8 protein-coding genes are annotated in these 12,410 nt (G+C 73.3%); 1 reads left to right on the forward strand and 7 read right to left on the reverse strand.

Annotated elements, in window-relative coordinates; genetic code table 11:
• Positions 1-3 precede the first annotated feature (3 nt).
• The 7 genes from ACFYUY_RS08860 to ACFYUY_RS08890 all read right to left on the reverse strand — a co-directional run bounded on the left by ACFYUY_RS08860 (position 4) and on the right by ACFYUY_RS08890 (position 10,376).
• Entirely contained in the window at positions 4-3,561 is a 3,558-nt protein-coding gene (locus ACFYUY_RS08860) for a BTAD domain-containing putative transcriptional regulator (protein ID WP_387899394.1), read from the reverse strand.
• Positions 3,562-4,128: 567 nt separating this feature from the next.
• Positions 4,129-4,992: a MurR/RpiR family transcriptional regulator gene (locus ACFYUY_RS08865; RefSeq protein WP_387899397.1), complete on the reverse strand. Its 864-nt coding sequence runs from the start codon at positions 4,990-4,992 to the stop codon at positions 4,129-4,131.
• Between the two features lie 96 nt (positions 4,993-5,088).
• The gene (locus ACFYUY_RS08870; protein ID WP_387899400.1) at positions 5,089-6,363 is read right to left on the reverse strand and encodes a cyanophycinase; all 1,275 of its coding nucleotides are present in this window, start codon (positions 6,361-6,363) and stop codon (positions 5,089-5,091) included.
• Between the two features lie 120 nt (positions 6,364-6,483).
• Complete coding sequence (locus ACFYUY_RS08875) at positions 6,484-7,677, reverse strand: M20 family metallopeptidase (protein ID WP_387899403.1); 1,194 nt, start codon at positions 7,675-7,677, stop codon at positions 6,484-6,486.
• The gene (locus ACFYUY_RS08880; RefSeq protein WP_387899405.1) at positions 7,674-8,438 is read right to left on the reverse strand and encodes an amino acid ABC transporter ATP-binding protein; all 765 of its coding nucleotides are present in this window, start codon (positions 8,436-8,438) and stop codon (positions 7,674-7,676) included. The genes ACFYUY_RS08875 and ACFYUY_RS08880 overlap by 4 nt, the downstream gene beginning before the upstream one ends.
• A 6-nt stretch (positions 8,439-8,444) precedes the next feature.
• Positions 8,445-9,413 (reverse strand): amino acid ABC transporter permease, encoded by a 969-nt coding sequence (locus tag ACFYUY_RS08885; RefSeq protein WP_387899408.1) that lies wholly within the window; start codon positions 9,411-9,413, stop codon positions 8,445-8,447.
• A 3-nt stretch (positions 9,414-9,416) separates the two neighbouring features.
• Complete coding sequence (locus ACFYUY_RS08890) at positions 9,417-10,376, reverse strand: ABC transporter substrate-binding protein (protein ID WP_387899410.1); 960 nt, start codon at positions 10,374-10,376, stop codon at positions 9,417-9,419.
• Positions 10,377-10,721: 345 nt separating this feature from the next.
• Here ACFYUY_RS08890 and ACFYUY_RS08895 point away from each other — a divergent pair, with 345 nt between their 5' ends.
• Positions 10,722-11,999: a cyanophycinase gene (locus tag ACFYUY_RS08895; protein ID WP_387899413.1), complete on the forward strand. Its 1,278-nt coding sequence runs from the start codon at positions 10,722-10,724 to the stop codon at positions 11,997-11,999.
• Positions 12,000-12,410: the final 411 nt, after the last annotated feature.

Raw genomic sequence — 12,410 nt, forward strand, 5'->3', positions numbered from 1 at the left:
GCACTACCGGTCCGCGAAGGTCTGTGCGCTACGGGGGGCAGGTATCACCGGCCGGTCGGCGGACAGCCCCGCCGCCCCGGCCCGGGCGTCCGCGGCAAGGTGCTCGGCACCCCACTGCAGGGCGACCTCCTCCGCCCGGGCGTAGGCCAGGCGGGCGGCCGGAAGGTCGCCGAGCAGGACGTGCACCTCGGCCAGCGCCAGCGCGAGCGGCCGGGTGCAGAAGCCCCCCGTGGCGGCCGAGCCGAGCTGGTCCTGCAACGGCGCCAGGTAGGGGACGAGTTCGGCTGCCGCCCGCCGGTCACCCAGCAGACAGGCCAGCTTGGCCCGGGCGCCGAGCCGGACCCCGAAGAAGTGGTCGGCGGTCGGCACCGGGGCGAGCCGGACCGCCCGGGCCTCGTCCAGCTTGCCCTGCAGCGCCAAGACGACCGCGAACGCCTCACCGCCGAGCACGCCCCAGGTGTCGTAGAGCACCCGCATGTGCGGCTCCAGCTCCTCGACGCGGCCCTGGCCCAGCCGGACGGCGACCAGCCCGCGGTCGTAGAGGTCGGCGCCGTGCCAGGCGTTCCCGCCGTGCAGCCGCGTCCGGACCCACCCGTACAGCCGCTCCGCCTCGTCGAACTCGCCGCGCGCGTGGGCGAGCATCGCCAGGGTGGCGGTGCTCGTGACCTCCGCCTCGGGCATCCCGTAGCGCCGGGCGATCTCCACCCCGCGCTCGGCGTGCTCGCGTACGGCCTCGGCGTCGTTGCAGACGGCGGCGATCCGCGCGTCGACGTGCTCGCACACCCACCGATAGGCCGGCAGTTCGTGCTCCTCCGTCAAGTCCCGCAGCTCCGCGACGGCCAGGCCGCGACGCTCGCCCTGGAGCTCGTGGGGCATCAGCCGCGTCATCGTGGTGAGCGCCGCGGCGAGCAGCCCCGGGTCGCCCACGGCACGCGCGATCCGCAGCTGGCGTTCGGCTGCTTCCAATGCCGGGCCGGGGTCGGTGCCGGCCAGCTCCTCGACCATCCGCTGCAACAGCCTGGCGGTCACCGCGGGCTCCAGATCCTCCCGGGCGGCCAGCCGTTCGAGGGTCTCCACGGTCTTGCGGTCGGTCTCCCGGTGGGGCCGGGTGAACCAGGGGGTCGGCTCGGTCCAGGCCGCGTGGGCGACGGCCAGCAGGTCGTCCCGCCCGACGAAGCGGGCAACCGACACGGCCCGCTCCCTGGTCCGCAGGGCCGCCTCGGCCGCACCGGCCCTGACCTGGAGCCGCAGCAGCCGACCGAGCTGGCCGACGAGCCGCCCGGCCCGCTCGGCGTCCGGCCCGGGGAGCACGTCCGCCGCGTCGATCGCCCACTGGACCAGTTCGGCCGCCACGTCGTACGCCAACCGGTGCTCCGCCAGCTCGGCGGCGCGCAGCGCACAGTCGACGGCCTGCCGGGCACGGGCCTCCTCCCCGGAGCGCGCGGCGTGCCGGGCCAGGCCGGCCCGGTCCTCGGGGCGCAGCCGTTCGAGGGCCGTGGCGAGACGGCCGTGCAGGGCCCGGCGGTCCGCGGACGCGAGCTCGCCGTCCAGGATCTCGCGCAGCAGGGGGTGGGCGAGGCGGACCCGGCCCGGAGCGCTCTCCGCCAGGAGCCCGGCGGCCAGCAGCCCGGCCGCAACGGCGCTCGGAGGTACGGCGCCCGACGGCACGGCGGCCGGCGCGACGGCAGTCGGCAGCACGGCGCCCGCAGGTGTGGAGGGCTCCGACGACGAGTCGAAGGCCGCGGCCGCGACGAGGAGCGCCGTCTCCTCGTCCCCACCGCAGAGCGCCGCGAGGTCCAGCAGCCGCCGTTCGAACGCCGACCTGCGCGCCAGCCTGCGGAGCAGCACCGCCCGCAGCCCCGGGGGCAGATCACCGACCGCGGCGGGCACGCCCGCCTCGCCCCACAGCCGGGCGGCCTGCACCAGGTGGTGCGGGTTGCCGCCGCTCTGCCCGGTCAGGGCCGCGACCACGTCGTCGGCGACGGGGACGCCCGCCACCGCCCGGACCAGCGTGGCGGCCTCCGCCGCGGGCAGCCCCCGCAGGTCGAGCCGGTGGGGGTCGTGCGCGGCCAGCTCGTCGAGCAGCGGGGTCAGCCGTTGCCCACCGTCGTCCGGGCGGAAGGCGGCGACGACGAGCACGGGCACGCCGCGCAGCGAGGCGGCGAGGCCGAGGAGCGCCAGGCTCTGCGAGTCGGCCCGGCCGAGGTCGTCGATCACGACGGCGAGCGGGCCGCGCGCAGCGGCCCTGGTGAGCCGGTCCCGGACATCGGTGTGCAGACGGGCCCGGGCCGCGGTCGCGTCCGCGGTCGCCGCGGCGCCGCCTGCGGGCGGGGCGAGCAGAGTGTCCACCGGGCCCGGGGCGGCCGGTGGGGCGAGCCGTGCGAGTGCGGTGAGGGCCTGGACCCATGCGCCGACGGGTGCCGTCGCGGCTTCGTCGGGGCAACGCCCGGTCACGACCGTCCAGCCGTCCGCGCGGAGCAGCGCGGTGTACCGGTCGAGCAGAGCGGTCTTGCCGACACCGGCGCTCCCGCTCACCAGCACCACTCCCCCGGTACGGGTGGCGGCCCGGGCCACCGCCCGGAGCCCGTCCAACTCGTCCTCCCGGCCGAGGAAGCGGGCCTCCGGGCACGTCCGGCCCTCCCCGTCGGCCCGGTCGGCCCGGTCGGCCCGGTCGGCCCGGTCGGCCGCGGGCGGTGCCCCGTCAGCGGGTGCCCTACCCGCGGGTGCCACGACGGCGGGCGCCGCGGCCGCGAGGACCGCCTCGGCCACGGCCGGTCCGCTACGGGCGTGCTCGGGCACGGCCTGCCGCAGCACGTCGAACCGCCGGTTCAGGATGGCCGGTTCGAGCTCGGCGAGGGCCGGTCCCGGGTCGAGGCCGAGTTCCTCGACGATCGCCGTCCGCGCCCGGCGCAGGGTCAGCAGGGCGTCCGCCTGCCGGCCGGTCGCCCACTGGGCGAGGGCGAGCAGCCGCCACCCCTCCTCCCGGAGCGGGTCCGCGCGCACCAGTTCCTCGGCGGTCGGCACGACCTCCGCCGGCCGCCCGGCCCGCAACCCCGCCGTGACGGCCAGTTCCTGTGCAGCGAGCCGGAGTTCGCCGAGCCGGGCCACCTCCGCGAGGGCCCACTCCTGATCCGCCCACTCCTGGTACGCGGGGCCGCGCCACCAGCCGAGTGCCTCCGTCAGCCGCCGGTGGGCCGCTGCCGGTTCGGTGTCCCGCGCCTCGCGCACCACGGCCTCGAACCGCCACGCGTCGACGGCCTCCGCCGGCAGCCGCACCGCGTAGCCGCGCGGGGCGCTGACCAGCAGTTCGGAGGCCGACCGGGGCGGGCGATCGGGCTCCAGCACCCGGCGCAGGTTGGAGATGTAGGGGTGCAGGGAGGCCAAGGCCTGGCGGGGAGGAGTACTCGGCCACAGCGTGTCGACGATCCGGTCGACGGACACCACCTGGCCCCGGCCGATCAGCAACAGCGCCAGCACGGACCGCTGTTGGGGCCGGCCGAGCGCCAGTCGTTCCCCGCCGACGGCTGCCTCCATCGGTCCCAGCACGTGCACACCAAGCATGACGAATCAACCTACCGAACAGCTGTCTGACGATCGGGGAGGCCGCTCCCGGATCCCCGGCGTGTCGCACCCGGCCGCCCGGATCGCGCCGACACCCCGTGGACGCCCCACGGAGACGGTCACGCCCATCCCCGAAGCCCCGGTTCTCGCTGCACGGACGCCGCCACACCGATCCGGATCCCCCTCGAGGGGCTATGAAACCACGGATCCGGCGTTCCCCCTCAATCCCCGCCACACCCCGACTGACCTGCGCCTCAGCCACCCGAACCGACCGGACGCGAACGGCCCGCCGGAGCCAAGGTCCACCCCCGCACGTGCAGGGGAGGGTGGTGGAGTCCACGCCGACCGGGGACAGCTCCACCTCACCGCGCTTCGCGGATTCCGCGGTCGGACCCTACGTGCCGGCAGTCGCAGCAGCCGGGCCGGCGGCCGGGGGCCGGGCCATCGCCCCCGCCCCCGGGAGGGCGGCCTGCACGCTGACCGGGGCCGGACCGGGCGGGCGCCGCCCCGTAGCCTCCGGCTGTGCTCGGTGCGGCCGAGGCGTCCGCTTCCAAGGCGCGGTGCCCGTCAGTAGAGGCCGAGGTTCTTGGCGATGTCCTCGCGGTGCTGCATGTGCTGATGCCCTTGGTCGCCGAGGGCGGTCAGGAGGCCGGCGACGACGGTTTCGGTGACGGCGAGGGTGGGGGCGAGGCTGTCGTACGGGGAGGGGGAGGTCACCTGCGCGGGGAGGACGACTTCGGCGTGGGCGGCGACGGGTGAGAGCCAGGTGTCGGTGAACAGGATGACGCGGCCGCCGTGTTCCTGGGTGAGCTGAGCCATGGTGACCTTGTCGGGCTCGTAGCGGCGGTGGTCGAAGACGACCAGGACGTCGCGGCGGCCGAGGGCGGCGAGGGCGGCGGTGCGTTCGACGTCCCGGTCGGGCAGGAAGCGGACGTCGTCGCGCAGTTGCATCACGTGCAGGCCGAGGTACTGGGCAATGAGGTGGGTGAAGCGGCCACCAGCGAGGGTGATGCGGCGCTTGGGGTCGGCCAGCAGCTCGACGGCGCGGTCGAGGTCGTGTTGGGGCAACTCGCTCAGAGTGCGGGCGACGGCGGTGGTGAAGGCGGTGGAGGCGCGCTGGAGCAGGCCTCCCCGGCCGTTGGGGTCGTCGGTGTCCGCGGCGTTGTAGAGGGTGAGGGGGGAGGCGTTGCGCTCGTCGAGTTCGGTGCGCAGGGCGGCCTGGAAGTCGGGGAAGCCGCGATAGCCGAGGCGGGTGACCAGACGCAGGACGGTGGGGGCACTGACGGTGGCACGCTCCGCGAGGGTGGCGACGGTCTCGAAGCCGGCAGCGGGCCAGTTGGCGAGCAGGACGCGGGCGACCTTGCGTTCAGCGGGGCTGCATTCGCCGAGCCGGGTGCGGATCTGCTCGGCGATCGGGGCTGCGGCCGGCATGGTGGCTGGTCCTTTCGGGTGGGTCCTGCGGAAACGATAGCGCCCGGGGTCGGCGGTACCCGGCACTCCGGGGTGGGGAGTGCCGGGCGGAGCCGGTCAGTTCGGGGTGATGTCGACCCGCAGGTCGGTCAGGGCGGCGGCCTTCGCGCCGTCGGTGCTGTAGGCGCGGGTGGTGCCGGTCTTGGCGAAGGTGATCTGGAAGCGCGGGGTGTTCTCCCAGGTGGCGGCGGTCGCCGTGCGCTGGGCGGCCGCGGCGGTCAGGGCCTTCGCGGTGGTGGCGAAGGAGTAGGGGGTGCCAGCTGGGTTGGCCTCGGAGTGGAAGACGTCATCGTTGGCCGGCACCGGTGCGGTGCCGGCCGGAGTGAGCGGCCTCTTTCCGGGGGCCGGAGTGGCACGCCAGGTGCGGGGGTCGTACCGGTCACCGTCGGTGAGGTAGCTGTAGCCAACGCCTCGGATGCTCCAGGCCGTCCCTCCGGCCCGGGCACGGGCGTGGCGCAGATCGAGGACGCCGACCCCGTGGCTGCCGAGGATGCGGATCGTCTCCGCGTGGGTTCCGGGGTTCCCGACCTCGATGGCGGTGTCCTCGTCGAGGGCGAACACCCGGTCGTGGTGGGTGTCGGCGGCCAGGCGGACGGCCCGGCCTTCGCGTCCGTAGGTTCCGGTGTGGGTGTCGACGAGGCCGGAGGCCAGCAGGCCGAAGCCGCCGGCGGGCAGGTAGCCGAGGCGGGTGGGGTCCTCGAAGTGACCGGGTGCGCTGCCGTCGCGCAGCGCCTGGTAGCTGTCGCCTCCGGTGACCATGTCGGGTCCGGAGGCGATCTGCGCGCCGGCGCTGGTGCCCGCGACGACGGCTCCGGCTGCGAGCTTGGCCCGGATGGCGGCCAGCACCTTGGAGTCGGTGTGGGCGTCGCCGTGCAGGAGGCTGGTGACGTAGCGGTACTGGTCGCCGCCCCCGAAGAAGAATCCCGTCATTCCGTTGACCTGGGCGACGACGGCGTCGTCGTCGGCCGCGCCGGTGTGTTCGATGTCGACGGGGATCCACTGGGCGTCGGCCGCACCGTACTGCTTGAACAGGTCGGCGTAGTAGAGGCCGTTGCAGCGGGAGTTGGAGCAGGTGTCGGGGTCGCTGGCGTGGGGGTCCTGGCTCTCGGGGACGGAGGCTGCGGTCAGGACGCCGATGCGGGCGGTGGCGGTGCCGCCGGCCTTGGCGATGATCTCGTGGTAGACCCGGGTGTCCTTGAGGCCGCCGCCGACGAGGATCAGCGTTCCTGACTGCCGGTGGGCAGCGGTGGCGGAGGCGCTCGGCGCGGCGGCGGCGAGCAGGCAGGCCGTGGCCAGGACGGTGGTGGCTCTCAGGGCTCTGTTGCCGGACAAGCTGGACTCCTGATGAGACGTGGGAGAGGTGCAGGGGAAGGGGCCGGGTGCGGCTGTCAGGGCTCACCCGGCCCCCGTTCGGGGACCGCTGGACCGCTCGCTGGGGCGCCTGGCGGTGGGTCAGGTGGCGAGGGTGACCAGGGTGGACGCGAGGATGGCGATGCGGCTGGGCACGGTCGAGGTGTCGAGCCACTCCCGGGGTGAGTGGTCGGCGCCGCCGACCGGGCCGAGGCCGTCGAGGGTGGGGACGCCGATGCCGGCGATCAGGTTGGCGTCGCCCACCCCGCCGGTGGACGCGCCGCCGAGGTCCAGGCCGAGCTCGGCGGCGGCGGCCCGGGCGACCTCGTACATGGATCTCGACGTAGGGCCGTACTCCATCGGGAGGCACAGGTCCAGCTGCTCGACGGCGCTGGTGGTGCCGGGGACGACCGGGTGCCGGGCCAGGCTACGGACAGCTTCGGCAGCGCGGCGGATTCCGTCCGCGGTGGTGGCGCGGACCTCGACGCGCAGCTCTGCCTCGGGGCAGACGATGTTGGCGCGGGTTCCGGCCCTGACGACGCCGACGTTGACGGTCACTCCTTCCCAGCGGTCGTTGAGGGCCTGTAGGCCGACGACCAGGTGGGCGGCGGCGAGTGCGGCATTGGCCCCGCGTTCGGGTTCGACACCGGCGTGTGCGGCGCGTCCGGTCACGGTGAGTGCGAAGTCGGCGACGCCCTTGCGTTCGAGGACGAGGTCGCCGTTCTCGCGGGCGCACTCCAGGGCGAGGGCGTAGTCCATGCCGCTGGCGACCGCTTCGGTGACCGGGCGGCTGGCCGGGGATCCGATCTCCTCGTCCGGCGTGGCCAGCAGGACGATCTCGCCGAAGTCCTCCCAGCCCGCGCGGAGGAGCACCTCGAGTGCGGTGATGCCCGCCAGCAGGCCGCCCTTGTCGTCGCTGACCCCGGGACCGTGGGCGAGGGTGCCGTCGATCTTGAAGGGTCGGGCGGCGGCGGTGCCGTCGTCGAAGACGGTGTCCATGTGGCCGGCGAGCAGGATTCGCCGACCGTCGGGGAGGCGTCCGGTGCGGCGGGCGACCACCACGTCGCCGATGTGCGGGTGGGCGGCTCCGGCGCTGACCCTCTGGAGCTCGAAGCCGAGGCCGTCGAGGCGGGCCTGGACCCAGTCGGCGACGCGGTTGACGCCGTCGGGGCTGTAGGAGCCGGAGTCGATGGACACGAGGTCGGCGAGGTCCGTCAGGTACTGGTCCATCAGGGCGTGTGCGAGAGGCAGGAGCCGGGTGGCGGTGAACGGGCCGGCCTGGGCGGGGGCGGTCACAGGACCTTGGAGAGGAACGCCTTGGTGCGTTCCTGGTCGGGGTCGGTGAGGACCTTGCGGGGATCTCCTGCTTCGACCACCACGCCTTCGTCCATGAAGACGGCGGTGTCGGCGACCTCGCGGGCGAAGCCGATCTCGTGGGTGACCACCACCATGGTCATGCCGTCGGCGGCGAGGTCGCGCATGACGTCCAGGACGTCGCCGACCAGCTCGGGGTCGAGGGCGGAGGTCGGCTCGTCGAAGAGCATCAGCTTGGGCTTCATGGCAAGCGCGCGGGCGATGGCGACGCGCTGCTGCTGGCCGCCGGAGAGCTGGGCCGGGTAGTGGCCGGACCGGTCGGCGAGGCCGACGCGCTCCAGGAGCAGCTCCGCCTCCGCCCGGGCGGTGGACGCCGGCACCCGTGCGACTCGTACCGGGGCCTCGATGACGTTCTCCAGCGCGGTCAGGTGAGGGAAGAGATTGAAGCGCTGGAAGACCATGCCGATGTCGCGCCGGCGCTGGGCGACCTCGCTCTCGCGCAGTTCGTGCAGGCGGCTGCCCACCTGCCGGTACCCGACGAGGTCGCCGTCGACGGTGAGGCGGCCGGCGTCGACCTTCTCCAGGTGGTTGATGCAGCGCAGGAAGGTTGACTTGCCGGAGCCGGAGGGGCCCAGCAGGCAGCACACCTGGCCTTGTTCGACGGTCAGGTCGATGCCCTTGAGGACCTCGAGGCGGCCGAAGTGCTTGCGCACGCCCTGGGCGTGCACCATGGGCCGGGACATGCGCGGTCAGCCCTTCCGGTTGCGGGTGGCGGGCAGCACGGTGGTGATGCCGGTGAACAGGCGGCGCAGCGGGGAGACGTGCGCCGAGCGGGTGGTGCCGCGGCCGTAGCGGCGCTCCAGCCAGGCCTGCGGGACGGACAGCACGGTGGTCAGGGCCAGGTACCAGAGGGCGGCGACCACGAGCATCGGGATGACCTGGTAGTTCTGGGCGTAGACGTCCTGGATGTTGGACATCAGGTCGTGGGCGGCGATGACGGAGACGTAGGCGGTGGTCTTGAGCATGTTGATGGTCTCGTTGCCCATCGGCGGGATGATGACCTTCATCGCCTGGGGAAGGACGATGCGACGCATCGTCAGGGCGGGCTTCATGCCGAGGGAGTGGGCGGCTTCGGCCTGTCCGGGGTCGACGGACTGGATGCCGGCCCGGACGATCTCGGACGCGTAGGCGGCTTCGTTGAGGCCGAGGGCCAGCAACGCGGCGATCGAGGGCGTGAGCAGGCTGTTGGTGTCGAACTCGGCGAAGGTGACGGTGGTGAACGGGATGCCGATCATCACGTGCTTGTAGAGGGCGGCGGCGTAGGCCCAGAAGATGATCTGGACCAGCAGTGGGGTGCCCCGGAAGAGCCAGACGAACAGGGTGGACAGGCCGTACAGCACGGGGTTGGCGGACAGGCGCATCACGGCGACCAGGATGCCGAGGGCCAGACCGGTGGCCATGGCGGCGGCGGTCAGCCACAGGGTGGTGACCAGGCCGTCGAAGATCAGGTCGGCGAACAGGTAGTGGCCGACGACGTCCCAGTGCAGGTTGGGGTTCTTGGCGAGCGAGCCGAGCAGCCCGGCCAGCGAGACCAGGGCGATGGCCGCGGCGGCCCAGCGGCCCCAGTGCCGGACGGGGACGGCGATCAGCTGGTCGGCCGAGGTGTCGTACGAGGTGCCGCGGTCGGCGCCTGCTGCAAGCTTCGGGGTGGCGCTCATGGGTCAGTCCACCGCGCCGTTCTTGACGGCCTTGGTGACGGCGATGGAGGAGACGCCGTAGGTGTCGTAGATCTTGGCGAGGGAGCCGTCGTCGATCAGCTGCTGCAGGGCCTTCTGTACGGCGTCGGTCAGCTCGGGCAGGCTCTTGGAGATCGCGATGCCGTTGGGCGAGGCGTTGTAACCGCCGGTGGCGGCCGGGTCGTCGACGAGCTCGAAGGCGGTGCCGTTCTCGGCGGTCTTGGCGGTCCAGCCGGCCGCGGGCTTGGTGAGGACGTCGGCCGCCACTTTGCCGGAGCGCAGCGCGAGTTGGGCGTCGGAGTCCTTGGGGAAGGCCTGGACGTCGATGGCGGGCTTGCCGGCGGCCTTGCACGCGTCCTGGTGCTTGGTCAGGAGCTTCTGCTGGTTGGTGCCGGTCTGGACGGCGGCCTTCCTGCCGCACAGGTCGTCGAGGGTGACGATCGTGTCCGGGTCGCCCTTGGCGACCATGATGCCGGTGCCGGATTCGGAGTAGGTGACGAAGTCGACGACCTGCTCGCGCTCCTTGTTGTCGGTGATGGCGCTGATCGCGGCGTCGTACTTGCCGGCCTGGATCGCGGGGACGATGCCGTCGAACTTCTGTGCCTGGAACTCGAACGTCACGCCGAGCTTGGCGCCGAGGGCTTGACCGAGGTCGTAGTCGAGGCCGGTCATCTCGCTCTTGCCCTCGGCGACGTACATCTCGAACGGGGGGTAGGGGATGTCGGTGGCGACGCGGACCTTGCCGGCCTTCCTCACCGAGGCCGGGAGCGCGTCGTGCAGGGCGGCGTTCCGGGCGATGGTGACGCCGCCGACGGTGACGGACGCACCGGAGGCGCCGGCGGGTGCGGCGGAGTCGCCGGACGATCCGCAGGCGCCGAGCGCGAGCGAGGCGCACACGACGACGGCGGCCAGCAGGGCGGGTCTGCGGGAGTTGAGGGAGTTCACGTCGCAACCTTTCGAGGACCTGGTGCGGCGCCAGTGGGGGCCGCGCCGCTCGCCAGGACGTTACATGCAGAGCAGCATGAAAGCTATATGTAACGAGAGATACAAATCGATAACAGCAGCCACCTGGCGCCAAATTCGCCGATGGACCGCCAGAAGATCAAGCTTTCCCGCGGATCTCGCGTTACATCTTTCCAACTGAAAGGTGCGTATGTATCTTCCGTTTCTACACCCTGCGAGTCATCGTCCTCGCCGGGGTGTCCTTGTGCGGCCCTGCCCCCACGCCGGGCCGTCCTCCTTCGCCGCAGCCCGCCCCCAACGGGCGTGGCCTCCCCCACAGGAGCCCGCATGAGCATCTCCACGCGCACCCTCCGGCGGCACGCCGCCCTGCTCGGCACCGCCCTCCTCGCAGCCTCCCTCGTCGCACCGGCGCACACCGCGCACGCGGCCGGCACCACCTCGGGCACCCTCGTCCTGGCAGGCGGGGCGGTGGCCGCCACCAACAGCGCCGTCTACGGCACCTTCGTCGCCAAGGCCGGCGGTGCGTCGGCCCGGATCGGCATCGTCACCGCCGCCTCCGACGTCCCCGCCAACGACCCCGCCGCGAACGACCCCGCGACCTGCTCCAACTCCGTCTGCAACGGCGCCTACTACGCCGACCTGCTCAAGAACAGCTACGGCGCGGCCGACGCCCAGTGGATCCCCATCGACCTCGACCACCTCGCCAACAGCTCCAGCCAGGCCGTCGTCGACCAGATCAACGGCCTGAGCGGCTTCTTCTTCGGCGGCGGCGACCAGAGCCGCCTGGTCACCACCCTCATGAAGAGCGACAACACCGACACCCCCGCCCTGGCCGCGATCCGTGCCAAGTGGGCGGCCGGCGCGGCCGTCATGGGTACCAGCGCCGGCACCACCATCGCCAACGGCCGCGACATGGTCACCGGCGGGGAGAGCTGGGACGCCGTGCGCTACGGCTCCCACACCACCATCAGCACCAGCTACCCCGACGACCTCACCTACCGCCCCGCCGGAGGCTTCACCTTCTTCACCAGCGGCCTGCTCGACACCCACGTCGCCGCCCGCGGCCGCCAGGGCCGCATGGTCCGCCTCGCCGCCGACACCGGCCACAACCGCGCCTTCGGCATCGACGAGGACACCGCCCTCGTCGTCACCAGCCCCGGCACCGCCGCCGAGACCAGCACCGTGGTCGGCACCAACGGCGTCTCCATCCTCGACCTGCGCACCGCGGTCGTCTCCACTCGCAACGGCTACTGGTCCGCCGACAACGTCAAGTGGTCCTACCTGACCAGCGGTGACACCTACGACCCCGCCAGCTGGACCACCGCCAGCACCAAGCCCGCCTACGCGCCCGCCACCGGCACCGTCGGCACCCGCTGGAGTGATGTGTTCTCCTCCCCCAAGCCGAACACCGCCCACCCGTACCGGATGGTCGAGATGGCCACCGAGCTGGTGAACTCCGGACGCAGCACCACCCAGTACGGCATCAGCTACGAGAGCGGCCCCACGTTCGAGGCCGATCTCACCAAGGGCACCGACACCAAGGCCTGGAAGAGCGGCGCCACCGTGTCGTTCGCCAACCTCACCACCCACCTGTACGTCTACTGACGGCTCGTCCTGCACGTAGCGCTTACCGCGAGACCCTCGAGGCCCACCACCCACGTCCCCGGGCACCGCGGTCCCGACCGCCACGGTCGAACGCGCCTTGGACTCCCCCCTCGGGAGCGCCGCCGGCTCCGACCCGTGCGCACGGCGCGGCGGCGCCGGCGGGAGCCCCTCACCGGCCGAGGACCGGTGTGCTCGGCCGCGGGCCGCCGGGCGGCGGCAGAACCCGGCCGCCGAGCCGCCGCCGGGCGGCGCCGAGGGCCGGGGTCTTTCCACCTCCGTCTCCCACCGTCGCCTCCGGTACCGCCCGGAGCTCGTTGCAGCGTTCTCGCAGCGGTCTTCGGGTGGCACGGCGGGGCGGGCGGGGCCTGCCGAACCGCGGGACGGCCCTGGCGGCCCTGGCGGACGGCGGCC

The organism is Kitasatospora sp. NPDC004745 (assembly GCF_042873275.1).
Classification (GTDB): domain Bacteria; phylum Actinomycetota; class Actinomycetes; order Streptomycetales; family Streptomycetaceae; genus Kitasatospora.